Origin of the sequence: Lacibacter sp. MH-610 (genome assembly GCF_045780045.1) — a bacterium.
Classification (GTDB): domain Bacteria; phylum Bacteroidota; class Bacteroidia; order Chitinophagales; family Chitinophagaceae; genus Lacibacter.
Genome location: NZ_CP116002.1, coordinates 3,136,878 through 3,160,481 on the forward strand (window position 1 = coordinate 3,136,878; position 23,604 = coordinate 3,160,481).

General features: G+C 40.5%; 24 protein-coding genes. 9 read left to right on the forward strand and 15 right to left on the reverse strand.

The genetic code is table 11. The features are described 5' to 3' along the window. Positions 1 to 23 precede the first annotated feature (23 nt). Together PDL71_RS14485 and PDL71_RS14490 are read left to right on the forward strand one after the other, a co-directional pair. On the forward strand, positions 24 to 902 hold the full coding sequence (locus tag PDL71_RS14485; protein WP_407522310.1) for a DNA-methyltransferase: 879 nt from the start codon (positions 24 to 26) through the stop codon (positions 900 to 902). Between the two features lie 112 nt (positions 903 to 1,014). Then, positions 1,015 to 1,743 carry an ankyrin repeat domain-containing protein gene (locus PDL71_RS14490; RefSeq protein ID WP_407522312.1) on the forward strand — a complete coding sequence of 243 codons (729 nt, stop codon included), beginning with the start codon at positions 1,015 to 1,017 and terminating at the stop codon, positions 1,741 to 1,743. Between the two features lie 5 nt (positions 1,744 to 1,748). Here the strand turns inward: PDL71_RS14490 and PDL71_RS14495 are convergent, their stop codons facing one another. Next, positions 1,749 to 3,491: a hypothetical protein gene (locus PDL71_RS14495; RefSeq protein ID WP_407522314.1), complete on the reverse strand. Its 1,743-nt coding sequence runs from the start codon at positions 3,489 to 3,491 to the stop codon at positions 1,749 to 1,751. Positions 3,492 to 3,758: 267 nt separating this feature from the next. Further along, entirely contained in the window at positions 3,759 to 5,396 is a 1,638-nt protein-coding gene (locus PDL71_RS14500) for a serine hydrolase (RefSeq protein WP_407522316.1), read from the reverse strand. A gap of 109 nt (positions 5,397 to 5,505) precedes the next feature. Between PDL71_RS14500 and PDL71_RS14505 the strand changes: the two genes are divergently transcribed. Genes PDL71_RS14505 through PDL71_RS14515 form a run of 3 tightly spaced genes read left to right on the forward strand, consistent with a single transcriptional unit; the run spans position 5,506 to position 7,442 of the window. Next, a complete protein-coding gene (locus tag PDL71_RS14505) occupies positions 5,506 to 6,351 on the forward strand; it encodes an MBL fold metallo-hydrolase (RefSeq protein ID WP_407522318.1) in 846 nt (281 codons plus the stop codon). A 31-nt stretch (positions 6,352 to 6,382) separates the two neighbouring features. Further along, positions 6,383 to 7,198: a cyclase family protein gene (locus tag PDL71_RS14510; RefSeq protein WP_407522320.1), complete on the forward strand. Its 816-nt coding sequence runs from the start codon at positions 6,383 to 6,385 to the stop codon at positions 7,196 to 7,198. 1 nt (position 7,199) lies between these two features. Beyond that, complete coding sequence (locus PDL71_RS14515) at positions 7,200 to 7,442, forward strand: hypothetical protein (RefSeq protein WP_407522322.1); 243 nt, start codon at positions 7,200 to 7,202, stop codon at positions 7,440 to 7,442. Positions 7,443 to 7,499: 57 nt separating this feature from the next. Here the strand turns inward: PDL71_RS14515 and PDL71_RS14520 are convergent, their stop codons facing one another. From PDL71_RS14520 to PDL71_RS14530, 3 genes are all read right to left on the reverse strand, one after another. Then, positions 7,500 to 8,090 carry a porin family protein gene (locus tag PDL71_RS14520; protein ID WP_407522324.1) on the reverse strand — a complete coding sequence of 197 codons (591 nt, stop codon included), beginning with the start codon at positions 8,088 to 8,090 and terminating at the stop codon, positions 7,500 to 7,502. Between the two features lie 98 nt (positions 8,091 to 8,188). After that, positions 8,189 to 9,247 (reverse strand): hypothetical protein, encoded by a 1,059-nt coding sequence (locus PDL71_RS14525; protein WP_407522326.1) that lies wholly within the window; start codon positions 9,245 to 9,247, stop codon positions 8,189 to 8,191. Between the two features lie 122 nt (positions 9,248 to 9,369). After that, positions 9,370 to 10,626 carry a metallophosphoesterase gene (locus PDL71_RS14530; RefSeq protein WP_407522328.1) on the reverse strand — a complete coding sequence of 419 codons (1,257 nt, stop codon included), beginning with the start codon at positions 10,624 to 10,626 and terminating at the stop codon, positions 9,370 to 9,372. A gap of 185 nt (positions 10,627 to 10,811) precedes the next feature. Between PDL71_RS14530 and PDL71_RS14535 the strand changes: the two genes are divergently transcribed. The 3 genes from PDL71_RS14535 (at position 10,812) to fmt (ending at position 13,501) form a co-directional block, all read left to right on the forward strand. Then, positions 10,812 to 11,489 (forward strand): metal-dependent hydrolase, encoded by a 678-nt coding sequence (locus PDL71_RS14535; protein WP_407522330.1) that lies wholly within the window; start codon positions 10,812 to 10,814, stop codon positions 11,487 to 11,489. Between the two features lie 115 nt (positions 11,490 to 11,604). Beyond that, entirely contained in the window at positions 11,605 to 12,408 is an 804-nt protein-coding gene (locus tag PDL71_RS14540) for a ParA family protein (RefSeq protein ID WP_407522332.1), read from the forward strand. Between the two features lie 112 nt (positions 12,409 to 12,520). Next, on the forward strand, positions 12,521 to 13,501 hold the full coding sequence (fmt, locus tag PDL71_RS14545) for a methionyl-tRNA formyltransferase (protein ID WP_407522334.1): 981 nt from the start codon (positions 12,521 to 12,523) through the stop codon (positions 13,499 to 13,501). 393 nt (positions 13,502 to 13,894) lie between these two features. On the opposite strand, the gene PDL71_RS14550 is transcribed toward fmt, so the two are convergent. Next, a complete protein-coding gene (locus tag PDL71_RS14550) occupies positions 13,895 to 14,902 on the reverse strand; it encodes a LysM peptidoglycan-binding domain-containing protein (RefSeq protein WP_407522336.1) in 1,008 nt (335 codons plus the stop codon). 263 nt (positions 14,903 to 15,165) lie between these two features. On the opposite strand from PDL71_RS14550, the gene PDL71_RS14555 reads away from it, so the two are divergent. After that, positions 15,166 to 15,792 (forward strand): viroplasmin family protein, encoded by a 627-nt coding sequence (locus PDL71_RS14555; protein ID WP_407522338.1) that lies wholly within the window; start codon positions 15,166 to 15,168, stop codon positions 15,790 to 15,792. Positions 15,793 to 15,803: 11 nt separating this feature from the next. On the opposite strand, the gene PDL71_RS14560 is transcribed toward PDL71_RS14555, so the two are convergent. The 9 genes from PDL71_RS14560 to PDL71_RS14600 form a co-directional block, all read right to left on the reverse strand. Continuing rightward, on the reverse strand, positions 15,804 to 17,162 hold the full coding sequence (locus tag PDL71_RS14560) for a methyltransferase RsmF C-terminal domain-like protein (protein WP_407522339.1): 1,359 nt from the start codon (positions 17,160 to 17,162) through the stop codon (positions 15,804 to 15,806). Beyond that, complete coding sequence (locus PDL71_RS14565) at positions 17,125 to 17,652, reverse strand: hypothetical protein (RefSeq protein WP_407522342.1); 528 nt, start codon at positions 17,650 to 17,652, stop codon at positions 17,125 to 17,127. The genes PDL71_RS14560 and PDL71_RS14565 overlap by 38 nt, the downstream gene beginning before the upstream one ends. Positions 17,653 to 17,723: 71 nt before the next feature. Beyond that, positions 17,724 to 19,142, reverse strand: coding sequence for an NAD(P)(+) transhydrogenase (Re/Si-specific) subunit beta (locus PDL71_RS14570; protein WP_407522344.1), 1,419 nt, complete (start codon positions 19,140 to 19,142; stop codon positions 17,724 to 17,726). 75 nt (positions 19,143 to 19,217) lie between these two features. Beyond that, complete coding sequence (locus tag PDL71_RS14575) at positions 19,218 to 19,583, reverse strand: four helix bundle protein (protein ID WP_407522346.1); 366 nt, start codon at positions 19,581 to 19,583, stop codon at positions 19,218 to 19,220. Positions 19,584 to 19,643: 60 nt separating this feature from the next. Next, the gene (locus PDL71_RS14580) at positions 19,644 to 19,952 is read right to left on the reverse strand and encodes an NAD(P) transhydrogenase subunit alpha (protein WP_407522348.1); all 309 of its coding nucleotides are present in this window, start codon (positions 19,950 to 19,952) and stop codon (positions 19,644 to 19,646) included. Positions 19,953 to 20,041: 89 nt separating this feature from the next. Further along, the gene (locus PDL71_RS14585) at positions 20,042 to 21,145 is read right to left on the reverse strand and encodes a Re/Si-specific NAD(P)(+) transhydrogenase subunit alpha (protein WP_407522350.1); all 1,104 of its coding nucleotides are present in this window, start codon (positions 21,143 to 21,145) and stop codon (positions 20,042 to 20,044) included. A 164-nt stretch (positions 21,146 to 21,309) separates the two neighbouring features. Then, positions 21,310 to 22,101: an O-methyltransferase gene (locus PDL71_RS14590; RefSeq protein ID WP_407522352.1), complete on the reverse strand. Its 792-nt coding sequence runs from the start codon at positions 22,099 to 22,101 to the stop codon at positions 21,310 to 21,312. Positions 22,102 to 22,184: 83 nt separating this feature from the next. Beyond that, on the reverse strand, positions 22,185 to 22,685 hold the full coding sequence (locus PDL71_RS14595; RefSeq protein WP_407522354.1) for a dihydrofolate reductase: 501 nt from the start codon (positions 22,683 to 22,685) through the stop codon (positions 22,185 to 22,187). Between the two features lie 63 nt (positions 22,686 to 22,748). After that, positions 22,749 to 23,558 (reverse strand): thymidylate synthase, encoded by an 810-nt coding sequence (locus tag PDL71_RS14600; RefSeq protein WP_407528422.1) that lies wholly within the window; start codon positions 23,556 to 23,558, stop codon positions 22,749 to 22,751. Positions 23,559 to 23,604 lie beyond the last annotated feature (46 nt).

The following is a 23,604-nucleotide window of genomic DNA, read 5'->3' on the forward strand; positions in this document are numbered from 1 at the left end:
TAAACGTTTTATATATTTGCTATATGATTAAACCCTACTTTAAGTCTTTAGATAAAAACTTTAATCTTCTTCACGGTGATACAATGGAGCTTTTGCCTCAATTCAACCACAAGTTTGATATGGTTTTTGCTGACCCACCATATTTTCTTTCAAATGACGGGCTTTCAATTCAGAGTGGAAAAATTGTTAGTGTTAATAAAGGAAAATGGGACAAGTCCGAGGGTTTTGATTACATAAATGAATTCAACAGAAAATGGCTTTCGTTAGTAAGAGAAAAAATGAAAGATGATGCTACTATCTGGATCAGTGGTACATTACATAATATATTTTCAATAGGGCAGCTATTAACTGAACTGAATTTTAAAATTTTAAACGTCATTACGTGGGAAAAAAATAATCCACCTCCGAATTTTTCATGCCGCTTTTTTACACATTCAACCGAACAAATTATATGGGCACGAAAAAAAGAAAAAGTACCACATTATTTCAACTATGAATTAATGAAGCAACTTAATGGTGATAAACAAATGAAAGATGTTTGGAAACTTCCTGCCATTGCACCATGGGAGAAGTCCTGTGGTAAGCACCCAACTCAAAAACCGCTTTCAGTTTTGACAAGAATAATTTTAGCCTCCACAAAGCCTAATTCATGGATACTTGACCCCTTTACAGGTAGTAGTACAACGGGAATTGCAGCCAATCTTGCAAACAGACGGTTTTTGGGAATTGACAAGGAAGAAGAGTTTTTAAATATTAGCAAAATAAGAAAAAAAGAAATAGAAAATTTAAAAATAGCTTCTGAGTACAGACAAAAAATTGGCGGTTTTAACAACAAGAAAGAACTTGAATTATTCTTATTTGAAGAAGCAGTATCAGATTATGGATCAGATTTACAACTCTAAAAAATCAACAACATACTTCTTAAAGTGTTTTACTTCCGCCTTAATTCGTATCTCCACAAACCATATTAAAACTAATACCTAAATAAATACCTTTATTCTAAAATTAGTTGTTATGGAAGCAGAAAAAATGCTGGACTTTATCAGCCGTGGTCGTACTGATTTCGTTTTGGAGTTAATGAATCATCCTGGTTGGAAAGAGCTCTTGCAGCAAGGTGCGGTAAAACCCCTGCAATGGCTCGTTTATTATAACGATATTACAGGGCTCAAAGCAGTTTTAAAAGCAGGCGGTTCGCTTGACAGCATCAACCTGAACGAAGAATTGGGTAATGCTGCTTTCTTCGGGCATTGGAAAGTATGTGATTTCTTAATCAATAACGGTGCAGATGTAAATGCAAGAACAAATAAAACGAACGAATCACCTTTGCACAGTGCACTTTCAAAAGCAGGACGGCCTTATTATTTCCATACCGTAAAACTTCTTGTAGATAAAGGAGCAGATGTAAATGCAAGAACCATTGCAGGAATGGAAACAGGCGCATTTATGCGTGATGTAAGAACAAAAGGAGAAACCCCATTACACAGAGCGGCTGCTTATGCTGATGAAAAAACAATTTCTTTCTTATTAGAACATGGTGCCGATAAAAAGATGAAAGACGCTCATGGCAATTCGCCATTAAGTTGGGCCAGTGAACATTTACGACCCGGAACGATTCTGTCATTGTTAACGTATGACCATTTCCAAATCAGTGATAAGCATAAAATCTTAAACACAAGCGACCATGGAACCGGCTGGGGAAACAGTATGGACTGGAATTTATTCGGTGACTATTTGCCTGAATAACAATTTTACATCACCGCTCCCTCAATCTTCACATCAGCCGCTTTAAACGCTTTTTCAAATCTAACTTTCACCGCCGCTGCTTCTTTTGTTTTTTGCTGCAGCAATAAACTTTGATACAAACCCATCAAGGCCCAACCGTTCTCAGCATTGTTCAATAAATCTTTTTCAAACACCGCTTGTGCTTCTTTTCCTTTTTTGGCTTTGAGCAAGGCATCACCATAATAATGTTTGGGGTTGAGCAACCAGTCACGGGGTTCATTGTACACCATATTTTCTTCGGTAGTCGCAGCTATTTTAAATGCAGCAATGGCGTCATTCAATTTATTTTCTTTTAATGCAATCGTACCTTTTAATAAATGTTCAGCAACAACAGCGCCATCAATAGCAGGAGAAAAAGGTGTAAACGGTATTTGCAATACAGAATCTTTCATCCACTCCTGCATCTGTTGCAATTGTTCTTTGGCTTCATTCAACTTTCCCGTGTTAGCCAATGCCATGCCTTTACCAAATGCAACAAGTATGTTGGCATATACCTGTTCTTTCGGCGGTTGTTTCAACTCTAACAAATCCTTCCACTTTGCAAAACGTATTTGTGCCAGTACAGGCACATGATACACATACTGCACGAGACTGCCCATGGCACCGGGAATACCCAAATAGTAAATAGGAATACTTTCCTGTGTTTCCATAGCAGCAGCCAACGTAGTTTTTGAATCGCCCAGCAACATCGCATTATTTGTTTTCATGTGCAGGTTGTGGATGATGTATAAAAAGTCAGCGCCTGTAACAGGTGCATACAATGGAATGGAAGTTTTATAACTGTTCACCGCATTAATATTTACATCCACACCTTTTTGATAATAACCTGTTTTCAAATAAATATGCGAAGGCATGTGCACTAAATGTGAAAGACCCGGATTCGTTTTTCCCAATCGCTCACTGCTGGGCAAAGCCAGCTTTGCAAACGGTGATGCTTCCATTACATGAATGTAGTAATGATTGCCGCCGGGATGCATAGGTGAAACGGCAAGTGTTTGTTCCAATGTTTTACGAATCAAAGGCGTCCATGGTTTGGGTGTGCCGTTACCATTCCATAATTCCCAGGGATGTTCCAGCATCATCGCATCGGCATACAAAGCCAATGCATCAGGATTTTCAGGATACTTCGATGTTAACTGTTTCATTCTTGCTGTATAAGCTTCATTCAATTGTTTGCGGGTGGCATCAGTTGAGTCAGCAGTATAACGCACTGTCATCACATCCATCAACTCTTTTTCAAATGCAGTTACATTGTTTGCAAACTGTTTGGCTTTGTTCAACGCTTCCAATGCTTGTGGTGAAGCACGGTAACCATAGTCGTTAATGTTGGGGCCGTAGGTTAATGCCTGAGCCCAATAAATCATAGCACATTCCGCATCAAACTTTGCTGCTTTCTTAAACGAAGCCATCGCTTCAATGATATGAAAGCCGTAGTACATGTTGATGCCCTGGTTAAAATAGAATTGGGCACTGTCGCTCTTGGTGGAAATCTTCCATTGATAGGTTCCTGCACCGGGCATGGGTGGAATATCCGTTTCTTCCAGCCAATCTTTTAACGCTTCCCAATCTGCCGTACAGCGAATGATGGATTTGTTTTTATAGGTGCGACTGTTAACTGAAGTTTCTTTTTGTTGCTGTTGTTGTTGTGTAAAGGCAACGATGCCTGCCGTAAAAGCAACGGATGCTGCAAAAAATAAAAAGCCTTTCATACACTTGGTTATTTTGGGTGAAGAAAAGGTACAAAAAAAAGTCAGCTGCAAAAACTACGGCTGACTTTTTCATAAAGAAACTTTTTAAAGCCTTTACCAAAGAGTATAATTGAATAAATGATAATTTCATTAGCGTTCTCCTCTGCGAACTCCTTTCCTCTGCGTGCCATTCTTATATTGAACTTCATTCTCACGCAGAGGAGCAGAGGCCGCTGAGAAACAAATGCTGCGCATTTTCACAAAAAGAGCCCACATGATGAGTTTGTCTTATTGCTTCTTCCCTTCTATCTCCCTGCCGTTTTGATAGAGCACCAGTGCAACTGTTTTACCCGATGCATCTTTCTTAAATTCAATCTGTGCATCTACTCCTTTGGCCTTAAAACGCACCGGGCTGATGGCTTCCATTCCGATTTTTCCTTGTCCTGTAGCCTGGCCAACTAACTCATCCCCTTCCTGTGTAATGGTTAAGATAAAGTTGGCCGCCAGTTGATACGCTCCTGTATAATCTGCAAGCAACGCAGGGTCAACCTTAATCACTGCGATCGGCTGTGGCAAAGGTTTGTTTGTTTTCTTCCACTCAGATGTTTCGTTGTTATTTTTATAAATGAGTTTATCAAAACTGCCGGAGCTGCCTTTCACAAACTCTATGAATGAAAAAGAACCCTCAAAGAAAAATTTATTGGTTTCATACATTTTCAGTTCAAACACATTACCGCCTCCCCGTTTTGAAGTGAGCTTACCATCTTTCCATTGAATGATGCGTTCTTCATTTTCATACGCATACACACCTTCATACTGTTTGGCATCTGCCTCTTTCAACGGTATTGCTGTGAAATTGTAAGGCTTGCCAATGGTAATGGCGGCCATTTTGGTAGCCGCATTATCAGGACTTTTACAATCACAGTTTGAAAACACGGCCACAAATACATCATCTTTCGGCATATAAATTCCATAGGTTAAAAAACCGGGGATACCGCCGCCGTGGTCATACACCGGGCTGCCCTGTATGGATGAAACAGCAATTCCATAACCATAATTGGTGGATTTTCCATCAGCCAGTTTGCAAGGCGTAGTGAGTTTATCCACCCATTCTTTACTGATGATTTTGTAACTGTACAACGCTTTATTCCATTTCCATAAATCATCCACCGTAGAAACAATAGAACCTGCTGCATGCGGTAAGGTCATGCTGATATAATCGGAATTAAAAAAATCTTTTTCAGTCTTCTTATATCCTTTTGCACGGTTTTTAATAATCCTGCTGTCACTGCCGAAATAAGAGTTGTTCATACCCAACGGGGTAAAAATATTTTGCTGCAGATAATCTTCATAAGTTTTGCCGCTTAGTTTTTCAATGATATAACCGAGCATCACAAAAGCCGTGTTGTTGTAATTGTATTTGGTGCCGGGTTTAAACTCCAGTGTATCTTTTTCGGTGAGGCGGATAATTTCCCGTGGCGTCAAGTCTTTCCGCATCTGTTGCCAAAAGGTATCCACATTGGTATAGCTTTTAATCCCTGATGTATGCGTGAGCAGATGTTCAATGGTAATGGGTTCTTTGATGCCGTAATCAGGAATGTATTTTTTGATGTCATCCTGCAGGGCGAGTTTTCCTTCGCTTGCCAGTTTGAGAATACAAACAGCCGTAAACTGCTTGGTAATGGAGCCGATGCGGAACACCATATCCGGTTGCACCGGCACATTCAATTCCATATCGCCCATGCCAAAACCTTTTTTGTAAACCACTTCCCCTTTCTTTACCACAATGGCTGCGGCACCGGGTTCACCGGTTTTAAATTCTTTGTTGAGTAATGAATCAAACGATTTTGTGAGCGTATTGCTTTTTGTTTGGGCATTTGAAACCGAAACGAGCAAACAGGCAACTGCAAGTAATAAGTAACGCATGATGATGAATAATTTGGTTGATTGTTTTGTGAGACGCTGTGAGACCAATTGAAGTTACAGGTTTAAAAAACAAACCGCAATAGAGCAGAAGCATTTATTTTTGCCCTTTATGAATCTTCAACTTGCATCCATCAACAGCGGCAGCAATGCCAATTGCTATTACATCGGCAATGATAAAGAAGCGGTGCTTATAGATGCAGGCCTCAGCTGCCGGGAAACGGAAAAGCGGATGAAACGGCTGGAACTGGACATTCAAAAAGTAAAAGCCATCTTCATCTCCCATGAACATGCTGACCATATTGCCGGGCTGGAAGTGCTGAGCAAAAAACACCAACTGCCTGTGTACATTACGCCACGTACCTTGGCCAACAGCAATCTGAAATTAGAAACCCATCTCATCCATTCATTCAATAAAAACAAAGCAGTTAATATTGGTGATTTAGAAATTCTTCCGTTCACAAAAAGTCATGATGCCGATGACCCGCACAGTTTTACAATAAGCGCTTACGGATTAAATGTCGGTGTGATTACAGATATAGGTTATGCCTGCAAACAGGTGCTCAAACATTTTGCAAACTGCCATGCTGTTTTCCTTGAAAGCAATTATTGTGAAGAGATGCTGATGAATGGCGGCTACCCTTATCATCTCAAGCAACGCATCAGCGGTGATGAAGGACACTTGAGTAACAAACAGGCACTGGATTTATTTCTCAACTACAAAGCACCGCATTTACAACTGCTGCTGCTCTCCCATCTCTCAAAAAATAATAACAAACCCGAAGTAGCGGAAGCATTGTTTGCACCGCATGCCGGCCATGTGCAAATTGTAGTAGCAAGCAGAGATAAAGAAACAGAACTGTTTACAATAAAGAACAGCGGCTTTGCTTTTAAGCCCCGTAAGCACACACAAAAGAAAAATCAATTCCAGCTCAGCCTGTTTGATGGAGGCATTTAAAATCAACGTATCTTTTCTCATAAATCATTGTATGAGAAAATTACTCGTATTCATTTTTTGCTGTTCGCTTTTCGGTTGTACGGAAAAAACAGAACATGCCACGCTTCAACAACATCTGAAAAGTGGTCAATGGATTGACCTGAGTTATGATTTTTCTGATAAAACATTGTACTGGCCCAACAATCCCACAGGCTTCAAATTAGATACACAGTTCAACGGAATGACGGATGCCGGATTTTATTATTCATCCAATGCTTTTTTTACACCTGAACATGGTGGTACACATTTAGATGCACCGGTGCATTTTGCAAAAGGCAAATGGAGTGCTGATGAAATTCCGCTTCAAAGTTTACTGGGTGAGGCCGTAGTGATAGATGTAAGTAGAACAGTTGGTACTAATGCCGATTATTTAATTTCAGTTGATGATGTTACTGCATGGGAAAAAACAAACAGCACCATTCCTGATGATGCGATTGTATTGTTTAAAACGGGCTGGGGAAAGTTTTATCCGGATGCTGAAAAATATTTAGGTACAAAAGCAAAAGGTGATAGTGCTGTAGCCAATCTGCATTTCCCGTCTATCAGTCCGGAACTGGCAACATGGATGGTTAAGAACAGAAAAATAAAAGCAGTGGGTGTAGATGTTGCCAGTGTTGATTACGGGCAATCCAAAGATTTTAAAACCCATCAGATTTTGTATGAAAAAAACATTTTAGGTTTTGAAAATATTGCCAACATGGATGCCTTACCGGTGAAAGGTGCCTACATCATTGCTTTACCCATGAAAATAAAAGGTGGCACCGGCGGACCGCTTCGTGTGATTGCATGGATACCAAAAACAAATTGATATGCTGAAAATTTATTGTATCGGAATTATTGTTTTATTGATTGCTATACTTGCCAATGTGCTTGCAAGTGTATCAGGTGTGATGAGTTGGTATGATGCTATCAGCGGCTTGCAAAAAAACGGTTGGGCTTCGTTAAAAGAATGGAGTTGGAAAGATTATCTCTGGTTATTCTTGTTGTATCCTTTGATTTTAGGTGCAGCAGGTTATTATGGATTAAAACTGTACGAAGTGTTGATAAAATAAACGGGGCGCCGCAGGCGCCCCGTTATAAACCTATCGTTGAAAAATCCTGAATGCCTCTTATAATGCAAGACCCAAGCCAACCTGCAATCCCTGGTTTCTCCACTTGGTTGAATTACTTACATCGCTGATATCATTTAACCCGATCATATAACGTCCGTACACCCGCAACTTTAAAAGATTCAACTGCACACCACCCAGGAGCGAAAGATCTCCGTTCTTAAACGCATTACTTCCGTTTTGAAGTGCCGTACTGCTCTTGTCAATTAAAATACCAAACTGCGGACCTGCCTGGAAGGTGATAACCTTTGCCGGCGAATAGTTGAGCAGGATGGGAATGCTGAGATAATTGAGTTTTAAATCATTGAAATTATCAGCCTGGTTGCCGAGGTTCTGGTACAATGCCTTGAACCCTGAAACCGTATCCGTACTGATTTGATTCCACAATACCTCCGGCTGGATACCCCACTTCTTGCTGAAGTTGATCTGTACAAAGCCACCTACATGATAGCCTAAAGAATATTTTTCATCAAAGCCGGCGCCATCAATTTTACCCACATTAGCGCCCAGCTTGGGACCGATTTTAATACCCTGGGCAGAGGCACTGAAACCGGCAATGGTTAAAAACAGAATGATAAGATACTTGTTCATGTGATTTTGATTTAGTGTATAGTTAACGTTCCAATTAAATGCCAATTGCATAAGCAGGTTCGTAAATTATTGTTAACCCTTTTCTGTTACAGACTTTCTCATAAAATAAATCCGGCCTGTAAAGTAAAAATAGTCGTGAGCTTTTGATCAGCTTCCGGGAAATAATAATCAAAATATACCTGCGGGTTGATATAAAATTTCTTCAGGTAAAGTGTGGCCTCGAGATTGAGACCAAGTGATTGTAATTGAAAACTGGTGGTATTTAAAAAATTACGGGTTTCATTCAACCCTGAAAAGCTTCGTTTCAGCTCTCTTAGAAATTGTTCCCTTAATAAAGGTCTGCTTTGAAGGAAGAACTGTGTGCGGGGAGATAAAGCACTGGCAGATGAATATTCAACTTCGTATTCGTTCCTCGCAAAAAATAAGAGTAAAGATGGTGTAAACGTAATGTAATTGTTTGCATTCTTCATCTCAAATACAAATTCCTTCCTCGCAGAAAGTATTGCAGAGAAATCTCTGAGTTTTACACGTAATGTATCAAAAATTGTGTACTGAATGGTTGTATCAGGTCGAAAAGGTCTTTGTAAAATGAAAGAGGTATCCGTCTTCGATGTTTCAGTAAACTTACCAGTAGAGTAACCGAATGCGAGTGATGGTTCTACCTGCCATTTATTGTATTGCAAATACCCGTAAAAATCATTTTGATAAGGTGATGAAATCTGTGCAAAGTTTTTGTTGCCGATAAAACGGGTATAAGAAAAACCAAAATCAAACCGCTTATCTTTTGAAAAATCATAGGCCGGGGTAATACTGTGCTGTACAATGCCGCTGTTGTTGTTATTAATGCTGATGAAATTATTATAGGTAAAGCTCAACCCGCTTTTATCGTAATACATTACCGTAGGAATCAGTGTTACGCCTTTACTTACCTGCTGTGCATTAAGGGCCACATTGTTCACACTGAACTGGGTATTACTGGCCCCCAATGATAATTGCCAGTAGCTTTTAGGTTGTTTGGCAGAATCCAGCAAGGCAAGGAATTCATCTACAGCTTTCTCAATGGAGTCTTTATTAACAGGAATAGAATCCTGTGTTTGGGCTAATAGATTGAAAGAGAAGAACAGCATTACTGCCGGCAGAATAAATGTTTTCTTCATACAATGGTGGTTCGGGTTAAGACCATTGTGATGCAAGATAGTTTAAAGCTTCGGTAAAAATTATACGAAAGCCGCAGGAGCAAAAGTATTGAAGATCTGAGAAAAGAATACCTGTTTCACCATCAACTCAACTCAATCAACGTAATCTCCGGCAAAATGCCCACACGGCCGGGGTAACCGATAAATCCAAAGCCACGGTTCACATACAATTTCTGGGCAGCTTCCTCATACAATCCTGCCCATTGTTTGTACACATACTTCACCGGGCTCCAGCGGAAACCGGGAATTTCAACACCAAACTGCATTCCATGTGTATGACCGCTGAGAGTTAAATCAATATCATTAAACTTTTTAGTCACCTCTCCGTTCCAGTGAGAAGGATCATGACTCATCAGTATTTTAAAAGGTGCTTCTTTTGCACCGGCATGTGCTTCTTCTAACTTACCAAACGAAGGGAACCGGCTTTTGTAGCTGGTATTATCCACACCAAGGATCGCTATTTGCTCACCATCCCTTTCAATCAACTCATGGGCATTGCTCAATGTTTTCCAGCCAAGCTGTTGATGCACCCCTACCACTGCAGCAGCATTGGTTAATTGCATTTGCTTGGTTTCTTCTTTTGTTTCACCACGTGGAAAACCATAATCATGATTGCCCAATGTGGCATATACACCATGTTTCGCTTTCAACTGACTGAACACATCCATATAGTCCTTCATCTCATCTGCATGATAATTCACCAGGTCGCCGGTAAACAAAATCACATCCGGGTTTTGTTCGTTAATCAATTCCACTCCACGTAACACCGCCTGTTTATCAGTAAAACTGCCGCTATGAATATCGCTTATATGAATGATTTTAAATCCTGCAAAAGAAGCCGGCAGGTTGGGAAACTTCATGGGCACCCGCTGCACATTGTAACGGTACTTGTTTCCAAAACCATAGATGAGTGATGAAAACAATCCGCCACCTACAGCAATACCCATCCAGCTCAGAAAAGTGGAACGGGTGATGCCGGTTCCGGTACCCGTGTTTTTAGGGTTGAGTGAAGGCATTACAAAACTGGCAGCCCATTGCACCATCCGGCGTAAATCATCTACCAGGAAAAAAGCACTGGCCAGCAGTTTGGCAAAAAACAAACCCATGATACCGGCAAACACATAGGTACGAAGGGTACGATGCCATGTTTCATAATTGGTAAAAGCCAGCGAAATCATAAGCGTTAGCGCCATGATGCTGATGCCCCAATACGTTCCGTAAATTATCCAGCGGGTACGGGGTGCCGTGCTGAGTGTTACGGCTTTAACGGCCTGGAACACGTAAATATCCACCACAAAAAGGACGAGTATAAAAATCCAGGAACCTGCTAATCGTTGCATGTGTACAAAATTGAGAAATGAACCCGATAATTGCTGTTATGATTTTGTTGTAGTCTGTAACAGTTCGGGGATAAGTATTGTTCCCGAAATCTGTGCCAACCCTTATTTTTGTCACAATGGCATTTAGTGGGTCTTTTCAACTTTTTTAAAGGCCTAAGCCGGTAAAACCGTAACTCGTAAAAGCAATGAAACTTACATATTTCGGACATTCCTGTTTCAGCGTGGAAGTAAAGGGGAAACATTTGTTGTTTGACCCTTTTATTACGCCTAATGAGTTAGCCAAGGGCATTGATGCTGATTCAGTACAGGCCGATTATATTTTTGTAAGCCATGGTCATGCTGATCATGTGGCTGATTTAGTAAGTATTGCCAAACGCACCGGGGCGCTTGTGATTTGTGCATGGGAAATTTATGTGTGGCTGCAAGGCCAGGGCGTTGAAAATGTACACCCCATGAATACCGGCGGCAAAAAGGAATTTGATTTTGGCTGGGTGAAATGTGTGGTGGCCCAACATTCCAGCAGTTTGCCCGATGGTAGCTATGCCGGCAACCCAATGGGTTTTGTAATAAGGGCTGATAAAAGTTTTTACTATAGTGGCGATACAGCATTAAGCATGGAAATGCAGCTGGTAAGTCAGGGCGGTGCACTGGATTTTGCTGTAATGCCTATTGGCGACAACTTTACCATGGGCTATGATGATGCAGCGAGGGCCGCACACATGATTAATTGTCATACGGTAGTGGGAGTTCATTACAATACATTCCCCTACATTGTGATTGATACGGTAAAAGCAAAAGATCATTTCAGTAAAAACGGGTTGAATTTGTTGTTGCCTGCGGTGGGAGAAACGATTAATATTTAAGAAGCTGATAGCTGTAAGCTACAAGTAGTACTATTAACCTTATAAAACTTTGCTGGCAGCTCGCAGCTCTTAGCTCGAGGCATAGTAATTTTAAACTTTGGAACTATAAAAATTCATGGGAAGAATCATTGGTATTGCAAATCAGAAAGGAGGTGTTGGTAAAACAACAACGGCTATTAACCTGGCAGCGAGTTTTGCTGTGCTGGAATACAAAACATTGCTGGTAGATGCAGATCCGCAGGCCAACAGTACTACCGGTGTTGGTTTTGATTTGCACAATATTCAGCAGAGTTTGTATGACTGTTTTGTAAATAATGCCAATGCAAAAGATGTGGTGCTGAAAACGGAAGTACCAAACCTGGATTTGATTCCCTCGCATATTGACCTGGTAGGTGCTGAAATTGAAATGATCAATCAACCCAACAGGGAAAGTGTTCTTAAGCAACTGCTGGAGCCGTTGAAAAATGAATACGATTTTATTGTGATTGATTGCTCCCCTTCGCTCGGACTGATTACGGTGAATGCATTAACAGCTGCAGATAGTGTGGTGATTCCTGTGCAGACAGAGTTTTTTGCACTGGAAGGTCTGGGCAAATTGCTCAACACGGTAAAGATTGTACAAAGCCGCTTGAATACTTCACTGGTGATTGAAGGTATTTTGATGACGATGTATGATGGTCGCCTTCGTTTGTGTAACCAGGTTGTGAGTGAAGTACGCAGGCATTTTGAAGGCATTGTGTTTGACAGCATCATTCACCGCAATACACGTTTGAGCGAAGCACCCAGTTTTGGTAAGCCGGTGATATTGTATGATGCAGATAGTAAAGGCTCTATTAATTATTTGAATTTGGCGAAAGAAATTTTGCAACGGAATAATCTGACGAAGATTAAGCAGGAAGACAGGGTGCTGGAAGGATAGTAAGAAGTTTATTGTTTGTGGTTTATAGTTCTGAACTATTGAATTCAATGACCATTTGATTTGATCTTCCATCGATTCTTCATTATTCAACATTATTTTTCTTTCTCATTGAATGAAAGCAACTGATTTACGAATTGTTTTTATGGGTACGCCTGAGTTTGCGGTGGCGAGTCTGGATGCGCTGGTGAAAGCTGGTTGCAATATTGTGGGAGTTGTTACCGCTCCTGATAAACCGGCAGGTCGTGGTATGAAGCTTAACGAAAGTGCAGTGAAGAAATATGCAGTAGAGCACGGACTGCATGTATTACAACCAGAAAAATTAAAGAACCCTGTTTTTATTGATGAGCTTAAAGCATTGCAAGCTGATTTGCAGATTGTAGTTGCTTTTCGCATGTTGCCTGAAGTGGTATGGAATATGCCGCCCATGGGAACAATTAATGTGCATGGCAGTTTATTGCCGCAATACCGTGGTGCTGCACCTATTAACTGGGCAGTCATCAATGGTGAAAAAGAAACAGGTGTTACTACGTTTAAACTCAAACACGAAATTGATACCGGTGATATTCTGTTGCAGCAATCATTCCCCATTGGTGAGGATGAAACAGCAGGTGAAGTACATGATAGGATGAAAGAGATTGGTGCACAATTGCTGGTGAAGACGGTGGAGGGAATAGCGGAAGGAAGGCTGGAAGAAAGACCACAGTCCACGGTCCACAGTCCACAGTTGAATACAGATTCACTACCGTCGTCTGTCGACCGTGGACCGTCGACCCTTCTCAAACATGCCCCCAAAATTTTTACTGAAACCTGCAAGATTGATTTTTCAAAAACGGTGGAGGAAGTGCATAATTTGATTCGAGGGCTCTCGCCTTTTCCCGGTTCGTTTACAGAGTTGCAGGGAAAGATGTTGAAGATATATCGGTCGAAGAAAGAAACCTCCCCTAACCCCTCCCAAGGAGGGGAATTAGTGACCGACAACAAAACCTTTCTCAAATTCTCATGCAGCAATGGATACCTACATGTATTGGAATTACAATTAGAAGGAAAAAAACGAATGGGTGTGGAAGAGTTTTTGAGGGGATGGAGAGGATAGAAGTTTACTTTAAATCAACTTTACGTTTGTTTCTTTCTCGTATTAATAGAATTATAGTTGCAACTAAAATTGACGTTGTAATTAAAATAAAGCCGATAATTGTTGTAACAAGCCAAAGTTCAACACTATCAAAGCTATCAAATAGATATTTTACAACTAATTCGGAAGAAAAAAACCACATTACTGAAAGAGTTAGCCACAAAGAGATAAGTATAACTATTTTCTTAAGCATATAATTGCATAATGAACTTCATTAGTTTGCAATTTATCATAAGCTATTGAATGTTTATTGCTGCGATAGAAACAGAACCATGAAACGAGCGTGGCAAAACCGCTGCCATGAAAAACAAAAGCCGGTAACCAAAAACTACAAACTAAAAACTCAGAACTGATTTACTTTCCCCACACCAACTCCGCATTAAACTTCTCTGCACTGATGCCAAGCTGTGATGCAGCCGCATTACTCAATAAAAACAATGCACTGCTGTTGGGCGTTGTTTCTTTTACACCTGCTAATACCTTTGCATAAATCGCTTTGCCATTAGAAGGATTCCGTACCATCACAATCGTTCCTTTTTCAAGGTTATCCATCAACACATAATATTTTCCATCGCTCCAGCCGCTGGTGCTTTTGAAGGTAGCACCATTTCCATTGGCAGAAGATGTGTTGCGTCCGTTATTGCTTTGTTTGTTGTATTCGTCTTTAAAAAATCCATTGCCTTCATACGAAGCAGGTGCGGGTTGTGTTTTGGGCTCTTCCTTTACAACAGGTTTGGGTTCTTCTTTTTTAGGTTCGGGCTTGGGCTCAACTTTTGGTTCAACCTTTGGCTCTTCTTTCTTAGGTTCTTCTTTTACCACTGGCTTGGGCTGTTCTTTTTTGGGCTCCTGTTTTACCATTGGTGGTTCCTGTCTGCTCATGCCTTGTGCCGCCAACGGAGATAATGTTTTATCTACTTTCAAAAAACCGATGATGATTTTTTTACCCGTAGCGACTGCATCCGAACTCAGATTATTCCAGCTTTTTAAAGAAGCATTATCTGTCTTAAAAGTACGACTGATTGCAGCGAGGTTTTCACCTGTACCAACCGTGTAGTACAAAGGCAATACCACTTCATTTTCCTTACGGCCACCGGCTTGCCAGAAATTCTGTTCGTTCAGTGGAATTCGAATTGCCTGACCGATACTCAACGGACTTGTTAACTCTAAACCATTGTAAGGTGCAAACACTCTTGGGCTGATATTGTAAATGCGACCCACGCTGTAAAAATTTTCTTTAGGTGCCAGCGTGTGTACAAGATAAGGCTGATTCTTACTGTCCAGCTGTACTGTTAAAGGCGTAGTTTGCGCTGTAACTACCGCACACATCAAAGTCAAAAGATAAGCAACAAAGGTTCGCTTCATGGAATTTGTATTTACGGGGCAAAGATGCAGAAATATCGGGCCAAAACAAAAAACGACCTCATCCTCTCATCCTTCTCCCAGGGAGAAGGACGGTACAAATGAATTTTTTCAAGCTTTTTATTCTACCACACATGACATTCATAATTTTCAGCATTAACGCTACTAAAAGAACAATTAGTGTTTACAAAAAGTTAGGATTGTGTGCGGTTCCTCTCCTTTGAAGTAGTTAGGTGAGGCGCATTTTTCTTTAACATTGTATTGAAATGAGCAAACAAAAATTTTATGTAGTATGGAAAGGTAAGCAGCCCGGTATTTATCATAACTGGAATGATTGCAAAACACAGGTGGACGGGTTTCCTGCAGCGGCTTACAAAGCCTTCCCTACTATGATGGAAGCAGAGATTGCTTTTAATGAACATTTTGCCAAACACATCTACAAAAAAGATAAAGAAGAACCGAAAGTAAAAGCCGGAGTTGGTACTCCCATACACGACAGTATTGTTGTTGATGCTGCGTGGAACAGTGTGCAGAAAGATATGGAGTACCAGGGTATTCTGTATAAAACCAATACCCGCATTTTTCACCAGGGACCTTTTGCAAACGGCACAAATAACATTGGTGAATTTTTAGCCATCGTTCATGCATTGGGCTATTGCAAAAAACATAACCTTACAGTAATCCCTATTTACAGCGACAGCCGGAATGCCATTGCATGGGTAAAAGCCAAAAAATGCAAAACCAACCTGGAAGTAAGTGCTAAAACAAAACATATTCATGATTTAATAGCCCGTGCGGAGCATTGGCTTGCCAACAACAACTATAAAAACAAAATATTGAAATGGGAGACTAGTAGTTGGGGTGAGAACCCTGCTGACTTCGGGAGAAAGTGAGCCCCCATCCCCTAAAGGGGGGCTTTGAGAATGCGATATTCTTTCGGATAATAATTATTGATACGATTGCCCAGCAGTTTCATCCATCCGAGATTCATTCCTTTATACCTTGCCAATGCCCAGCCTTTTTGTGAAGCATCAATGTGCAAATCATTTTTACGTAAATAGGTTAATGCCTGTTCTTCATTTAATTCCACGAAAAAAATGTGTTGATTGATAAGCGTGCTTAGTGCTAATGCATGCTCCGGCAACAAATCATTCTTGGCAATGGTGCCGAGCTCTGTTCCTGCATAACGCACCTTCAACTCCTGCATAAGAAATTGAATGGTGTGATGCCATGCAGCAGGAATTGCAGCTATATTTTGTCCCTGTAAGATGAAGGATATATCCTCGGTTGATTGCAACCACTTTGCTGCAATCTGTATATCCTGTTTTGACGGAACAGTTTCTTTTTTAATTTTCATCCGCAGTTCATCTGTTGCTTCTTTTTTCCGGAACGCTGCAATAAAAAAACCTTCACCTTTTACTTTATACGGCCAGAAACGATAACCATAAGCACCTGTAGCACTTTGTACTTCATCAATATTCCATTCTTGTTCTACCTTCAACCTTATGCCTTCCACCTTTAACCTTTGCACCGTCCAATCCAGCAGTTCTTCATCTTCTTCTGTTGAATACGAGCAGGTAGAATAAATAAGCACACCGTCTTCTTTCAAACAATTCCATGCATCGGCAATAATTCGTTGCTGACGTTGGGAACAGAGTTGCACATTGGCTTCACTCCATTCATTGATCGCTTCGGGGTCACGACGGAAGAGGCCGCTACCGCTGCAGGGTGCATCAATCACCACAATATCAAACAATCCGCTGAGCTTCGTAAAATCTTTCGGGTCATTGTTAGTTACAACAACATTGCTGCTACCCCACTTGATGATGTTTTCTTTTAGGATGTTTACCCGTGACTGAATCACTTCATTACTCACCAATAAACTTTCCTTGCTGATGATGCTTTGCAACAATGTTGATTTACCGCCGGGTGCTGCACATAAATCCAACACCAATAATGGTTGTGAGGTATCAGTTGTTTGCTTTACTGCTTGTTCCAGAAACATAGAGCTGGCTTCCTGCACATAATAGGTACCTGCATGAAACAATGGATCGAGTGTGAAGGAAGGACGGGATTGAAGGTAGTAGCCGAGGGAAGACCAGGGAACGGATGCCGCCCTGAGCGGAGTCGAGATGGATTGCTTTGCAGGATTTATTCTTATGGAAGTAATTTGTTCACCGCTTTGATGAATGTTGATGAAAGCAGCTTCATCAAAGTTCTTGACTTTACTTAGAGAATTGATTAAGAAAATCGGAAGATTCATTGATTAACCCTGCTTCTTTGGGCGAAGTTGAGCTTTTTATTAATGTGATGGCGAAAAAAAAGAGTGCAGCAAAATAAAACACCAATAATAATATTGTTGAAGCGGGATAAATTATAAAATTACCAATTCTTGCGGCATCAGATATTATTCCATTTGGTGATGACATTTTAAAAAGTGGAGCACTTAAAGGAACCAGAACTAATGCTATAAATGAAAGCCAAACATGAACCCTGCAATAAAAAATATTGACATATCGCTGTCGCATAATAAAGTATCCAATTGCAGTTACTAAAGATATTAAAACACAAACCAACCCGATTTTAGTTTGGATGTCAAAAATTAATGACCATGATATAGGATATTGATAAGTATACTTTTTTTGTAATGCTACTAATGATAAAACCCGTGAACAAATTGAATAGACCCAGAAAATAATTATGATAGAAATGACGATAAGAGGGAATCGCAGAAATCTATTTTGATATTTCATACTATTCAAAGGAAGATTTACTATTGATTACTAGAATCAAACCCCGTCCGACGAGGGCGTCTGACGTGGCGTTACAAATTCTTCACCTCCCCAATCAAATCCTGTATCACCTTTTTTGCATCACCAAACAACATACTTGTTTTGGGACGGAAGAACAACTCATTTTCAATACCTGCATAGCCGGGCTTCATGCTTCGTTTGTTTACAATCACATTCTTGGCCAGTTCCACATCTAAGATGGGCATGCCGTAAATGGGTGATGTAGGGTCGGTTTTAGCTGCAGGATTCACCACATCATTGGCACCCAGAATCAAGACTGCATCAGTTGAATTAAATTCATCATTTGCTTCTTCCATTTCTTTGAGCAAATCATAACTCACATCTGCTTCGGCCAGTAATACGTTCATATGACCGGGCATACGGCCTGCTACGGGATGAATGGCATACTTTACTTCCACTCCTTTCTCTGCCAATAATTTTTCCAACTCATGACAGGCATGTTGCGCCTGCGCTACTGCCAAACCATAACCGGGAACGATATACACTCTGTTGGAATAGGAAAGCAATACAGCAGTATCACTTAATGAAATTTCTTTGTACGTGCCCTGTGCTTTTGCTCCGCCGCTTGCTGCACTGCTGCCGCCAAAGTTACCGATGAGTACATTCGTCAACGAACGGTTCATGGCTTTACACATCAAAATGGTCAGCAATGTACCTGCAGCACCCACCAGTATACCACCGGTGAGCATTGCTTTGTTATCATACAGAAATCCACCACAGGCTGCAGCCACACCGGTAAAAGAGTTGAGCAGCGAAATTACAACAGGCATATCTGCACCGCCGATGGGCATAACGAAGAAGATGCCGTAGATAATTGATAAAGCAAGAATCACGTAAAAGAATAAAATCGTTTCTTCAGGTCTTGCGATTAAGATGAATGCAGTTAGTCCGATTAAAACAACCAGCATTAAAATATTGAATACCTGCTGACCTTTAAATGAAAAATCTTTTACTCTTCCGTCCAGTTTACCCCATGCAATCATACTGCCGGCAAAAGAAACCGTACCAATAATTAGCCCGGCAAGAATGATTAACAATGTAGTGCCATCCAATGAACTGAAGAATGTAAAATCATCAGGATTATAATTATGTACCAGGTGGTCAAACTCAACAATTGAAATCAAAGCCGCACAAGCACCACCCATACCGTTGAACAGACTTACCATTTGCGGCATGGCCGTCATCTTTACTTTTTTGGCTGCTAATGTTCCAACTACTGAACCGATAATTAATCCGCCGAATATCCAACCGTAATTCCCCAGCTTCACACCCTCTTCTTCATACAAAAAGATAGTGGCCAATATGGCAATAACCATTCCCGCCGCTGCAATTAAATTTCCTTTGCGTGCAGTAGCAGGATTGGACAACATTTTTAATCCTAGAATGAAGGTTACAGATGTAATGAGATATGATATGATGAGTATGTTCATAATTAAAAATTAAATTCCAAAATACAAATAACAAGAACCAAATAATGAATACAAAAAAATACTAAATCAAAAAACCTATTCACCTCCACGTTTTCTTAGGATAGCAGTAAAAATTAAAACAAGTTCTTTTGCTTCCTGTCGCAACGCTGCTCTTTCGTTATTCGCCTCAGTTGTTCCATCAGTTATTACCATCCGTAACCAATAGGCTGATTCTTTTGCTTCACGCCTGCAAGTTTTAATTTTCATTTTAAAGTCTTTATCACCTAATGTTTCATTTGCTTCAATGTAATTAGCGCCTGGCGAACTACCGGAACGAATTAATTGAGGAATGTATTCCTTATTAGCTTCATTCTTTGGTAGCTTTAAAGCAAAATCTCTTATTCTTTCAGCATAAACCGCCGTACGCTCTTCCAAGTCGTATTTCTTAGGATTGTTTTCCATTTGAGATTTGACTTTTTGTTTTTCTTTTTTGGTTCTTGCCTTTTGGTTCTTGGTGCTTTTTTATTTTTTCTTCTTAAACATTTCAAGCATTCGGTCTGTCACTACAAAACCACCAACTACATTAAGTGTTCCCACAATCACCGCAATAAAGCCAAGAATGAGTGCCAGGTAATTATCAGCTTCAGCTTTGCCCATCACAATGATAGCACCGATGATAACAACACCATGTATAGCATTGGCACCACTCATTAAAGGTGTGTGCAATACAGCAGGCACCCGGCCAATGACTTCAATACCTACAAAAACCATCAGGATGACGATGTAGATCATCTGCTGATGCGTGGAGAAGAAAGAAAGAAAATTATCCATATCGTTATTTGTTAGTGATTATTTTAAATGATGATTGTTTCCCACAAAGACCACGAAGGGCACAAAAGTTTGTAATAACGAACCACAAACTATAAACCCTGCATCCTTTCATGCACAACCACTCCTTCATGTGTAATACAACAACCCTTCACTAAATCATCTTCAAAATTTAAGTTGATGTTTGCTTCTTTATCAATAATCAACTGTAAAAAGTTGAAAATATTTTTTCCGTACAACTTACTGGCATCACTGGGCATGGTAGCCTGTAAATTACTATTGCCGATAATGCTCACACCATTGTACAATACCGTTTCATTATTTTTTGTAAAAGGCGTATTACCGCCAGTGGCTGCTGCTAAATCAATAATCACAGACCCATTACGCATATTTTGCAGCATCTCTTCTGTAATCAGTATGGGTGCCTTCTTGCCGGGTATCTGTGCCGTGGTAATAATGATATCAGCTTTAGCAGCACACTCTGCAATTTTTTGTTGTTGCTTCTGTTTGTACTCTTCTGTTTGCTCTACTGCGTAACCGCCTGCAGCACTTGCATCAGCTGCACCTTCCACTTCAATAAACTTTGCACCCAGACTCATCACTTCTTCTTTCACCGCAGGTCGTGTATCAAACACTTCCACCACTGCACCCAAACGCTTAGCCGTAGCAATCGCCTGCAAGCCGGCTACACCGGCTCCCAGTATCAACAGTTTTGCAGGAGCAATACTTCCGGCCGCCGTCATAAACATGGGAAAGTAACGGCCATAGTTAGCAGCAGCTGTTAATACCGCTTTGTATCCGGCAATATTTGCCTGACTGCTGAGTACATCCATACTCTGTGCACGGGTGGTACGTGGCAGCATATCCATGGAAAAAACAGTAGTACCGGCAGCTGCAAATGTTTTCATCGCATCAACATTCATTAACGGTTGATAAACGCCGATTAAAATTTTATTGCTGATACTATCAGCAGGTTGATGAATGCTTAACAATACATCAGCGGCAGCCATTACTTCGCTTCTGCTTTTTACGGAAGCCCCTGCTGAAGTATAATCAGCATCAGCAGCAAAAGCGTTAGCTCCTGCGCCTTCTTCCACAACTACCTTTATATTTTTTTTAATGAGAGCGGATACGGTTTCGGGCAACAGTGAAACTCTTGTTTCAAAGCCCGGTTCTTTTAACACACCAAGAATCATGTGAACGTTGGTTTATTATGTGGTGAAAATAAGTAAAAAATAAATGATAAGATGAAGCCCACCCCCTTCAATCAACATTAATATTTAATACGACGACGCCCCTCCAGGGAGGAGATATGCATCCTGCTGTTCTCACTTTGCGCCTTAGCGTCTTAGCGGTAAAATCAAAACCGCACCACAAAATGCTCTTTCTCCTTTTGCTCTTTTCTGAAAAAGACCAACCCGATGAAAAATAAATCAACCGTTAAGGTAACTGATGCATGCTTCTTGATTTCTTCCCAGGTTTCTTCCATCTCTTTACTCCAGTGAATATCATCAAATACCATTACGGAATTGTTATGTACACAGGGAATCAATTGACTGAAATAACGCAGTGTGGGTTCTTTACGATGATTACCGTCAATAAAGATGAAGTCGTAATCTTTATTTGTTACAGTTTGCAGCGTTTCATCAAAATTGCCTGTAACTGTTTTGATATTCTTTAATTGTAGTGTATCAAAAGTTTGTTGCGCCAATGCAGCAATGGAAGCAGCTCCTTCCAAAGTGGTAACCTGCGATTGTTTAGCAGCACTTGCAAGGTAAGATGTTGTAATACCAAGAGAAGTACCCAGTTCCAATACTTCTTTTGACTCAAAATACTTTACCAGTCTGTGAAGCAATTGTGCATACTTCTTCGGCTTGAGTGAGGAAGCTGCAATCTGCTGCACCACCCTTTGCTTCTTTAGTCCTTTTACAGAGCCGGCTCCAAAATCATCCACTTCAATAATAGATTCATTACCCAGCAATAAACTTCGCTGCTGCTCAATTCGTTTATATTCAGGATAGTTTGTTTTATCATTCAGTACCTGTGTAACCAGGTTGAAAACAAAAGGCGAATGAATTCCATGACCCTTACCGTTGGCAGCCGTGCAATAGTAACGGAGATATTTTGAAGCAAGTTGAAGAGAAGAATACATTAGAATAAAATCGAAAATTAAAAGTTCAAAATAAAAAGCAGTATTGCAGTATGATATATTTCCGATTTTTCACTTTTCATTTCCTACTTTTTCCGCTCCCATACCTGTATAGAAAATGAATACGCATGTTTTTCATCCGCATTAAAATCATTGTTCTTAACCAACTCCCACTCTTCTACATTGATATCAGGGAAAAAAGTATCAGCTTCAAAATGCGCATGCACACGGGTCATGTAAATACGATGAGCGATTGGCATTGATTGTTCATAAATCTGTGCCCCGCCTACTATAAAAATTTCATTGCAATGTAATTGCCGGGATTGTTCAATGGCTTGTTCCAGTGATGTGGCCCACCATACTTCCCCATCGGTTGAGGCCTGTGCATTTCTGGAGATGATGATGTTTTGCCGGCCCGGTAATGGTTTGCTGTTGACAGACTCAAATGTTTTACGGCCCATAATCACCGGCATGGCCCATGTGGTATTTTTGAAAAACTTTAAATCAACCGGCAAATGCCAGAGCAATTGATTGTTTTTGCCGATGGCGTTGTTGGTGGATGCAGCTACAATTAAACTTATAATCACATTTCAGATTTTAGAATGCCGATTGCGGATTGTAATCTAAAATCTACAATCTGCAATCTGAAATTAAACAGCTACCGGCGCTTTAATAGCCGGGTGACTCACATAATTCTCCAGTGTAAAATCTTCAAACTTAAATTCAAAAATATCTTTCACTGCCGGATTTAATTTCATTGTTGGTAATGGATAAGGTGTGCGGCTTAATTGCAACTGCACCTGCTCCATATGATTGCTGTAAATGTGCACATCACCAAACGTATGAACAAATTCGCCATACTCTAAATCACAAACCTGTGCAATCATCATCGTTAATAACGCATACGATGCGATGTTGAATGGCACTCCTAAAAACACATCAGCACTGCGTTGATAGAGTTGACAACTTAATTTTCCATTGGCCACATAAAATTGAAACATCGTATGACAAGGCATCAAGGCCATCCTGGGCAAATCAGCCACATTCCAAGCACTGATGATGAGTCTTCTGCTATCCGGATTTTTTTTGATTTGCGCAATCAGTTCTTTCACCTGGTCTACCACTACTCCATTCGCCCCTTCCCAGCTTCTCCATTGTTTGCCATACACCGGACCGAGCTCTCCATTTTCATCTGCCCACTCATCCCAGATGCTCACTCCGTTTTCTTTGAGATAAGCAATATTAGTTTCACCCTTGAGAAACCAGAGCAATTCATGAATAATACTGCGGAGATGTACTTTTTTTGTGGTAACCAACGGAAAGCCTTCATTTAAATCAAAGCGCATCTGGTAACCAAAAACACTTTTGGTGCCTGTTCCTGTGCGGTCACTTTTTTCAGCACCTGTATCTAAAATATGCTGTAGTAATGCGTGGTATTGTTGCATGGCTGCAAGGTAAATAAAAGCCGCAAGTTGTTAACCTGCGGCCCCTGACTGTGGGCAATAT

Excerpts from the sequence above, each read along its gene's own strand:
- PDL71_RS14485 (WP_407522310.1), top strand. The coding sequence starts at position 24 with ATGATTAAACCCTACTTTAAGTCTTTAGATAAAAACTTTAATCTTCTT.
- PDL71_RS14490 (WP_407522312.1), top strand. The coding sequence starts at position 1,015 with ATGGAAGCAGAAAAAATGCTGGACTTTATCAGCCGTGGTCGTACTGAT.
- PDL71_RS14495 (WP_407522314.1), bottom strand. The coding sequence starts at position 3,491 with ATGAAAGGCTTTTTATTTTTTGCAGCATCCGTTGCTTTTACGGCAGGC.
- PDL71_RS14500 (WP_407522316.1), bottom strand. The coding sequence starts at position 5,396 with ATGCGTTACTTATTACTTGCAGTTGCCTGTTTGCTCGTTTCGGTTTCA.
- PDL71_RS14505 (WP_407522318.1), top strand. The coding sequence starts at position 5,506 with ATGAATCTTCAACTTGCATCCATCAACAGCGGCAGCAATGCCAATTGC.
- PDL71_RS14510 (WP_407522320.1), top strand. The coding sequence starts at position 6,383 with ATGAGAAAATTACTCGTATTCATTTTTTGCTGTTCGCTTTTCGGTTGT.
- PDL71_RS14515 (WP_407522322.1), top strand. The coding sequence starts at position 7,200 with ATGCTGAAAATTTATTGTATCGGAATTATTGTTTTATTGATTGCTATA.
- PDL71_RS14520 (WP_407522324.1), bottom strand. The coding sequence starts at position 8,090 with ATGAACAAGTATCTTATCATTCTGTTTTTAACCATTGCCGGTTTCAGT.
- PDL71_RS14525 (WP_407522326.1), bottom strand. The coding sequence starts at position 9,247 with ATGAAGAAAACATTTATTCTGCCGGCAGTAATGCTGTTCTTCTCTTTC.
- PDL71_RS14530 (WP_407522328.1), bottom strand. The coding sequence starts at position 10,626 with ATGCAACGATTAGCAGGTTCCTGGATTTTTATACTCGTCCTTTTTGTG.
- PDL71_RS14535 (WP_407522330.1), top strand. The coding sequence starts at position 10,812 with ATGAAACTTACATATTTCGGACATTCCTGTTTCAGCGTGGAAGTAAAG.
- PDL71_RS14540 (WP_407522332.1), top strand. The coding sequence starts at position 11,605 with ATGGGAAGAATCATTGGTATTGCAAATCAGAAAGGAGGTGTTGGTAAA.
- fmt (WP_407522334.1), top strand. The coding sequence starts at position 12,521 with ATGAAAGCAACTGATTTACGAATTGTTTTTATGGGTACGCCTGAGTTT.
- PDL71_RS14550 (WP_407522336.1), bottom strand. The coding sequence starts at position 14,902 with ATGAAGCGAACCTTTGTTGCTTATCTTTTGACTTTGATGTGTGCGGTA.
- PDL71_RS14555 (WP_407522338.1), top strand. The coding sequence starts at position 15,166 with ATGAGCAAACAAAAATTTTATGTAGTATGGAAAGGTAAGCAGCCCGGT.
- PDL71_RS14560 (WP_407522339.1), bottom strand. The coding sequence starts at position 17,162 with ATGAATCTTCCGATTTTCTTAATCAATTCTCTAAGTAAAGTCAAGAAC.
- PDL71_RS14565 (WP_407522342.1), bottom strand. The coding sequence starts at position 17,652 with ATGAAATATCAAAATAGATTTCTGCGATTCCCTCTTATCGTCATTTCT.
- PDL71_RS14570 (WP_407522344.1), bottom strand. The coding sequence starts at position 19,142 with ATGAACATACTCATCATATCATATCTCATTACATCTGTAACCTTCATT.
- PDL71_RS14575 (WP_407522346.1), bottom strand. The coding sequence starts at position 19,583 with ATGGAAAACAATCCTAAGAAATACGACTTGGAAGAGCGTACGGCGGTT.
- PDL71_RS14580 (WP_407522348.1), bottom strand. The coding sequence starts at position 19,952 with ATGGATAATTTTCTTTCTTTCTTCTCCACGCATCAGCAGATGATCTAC.
- PDL71_RS14585 (WP_407522350.1), bottom strand. The coding sequence starts at position 21,145 with ATGATTCTTGGTGTGTTAAAAGAACCGGGCTTTGAAACAAGAGTTTCA.
- PDL71_RS14590 (WP_407522352.1), bottom strand. The coding sequence starts at position 22,101 with ATGTATTCTTCTCTTCAACTTGCTTCAAAATATCTCCGTTACTATTGC.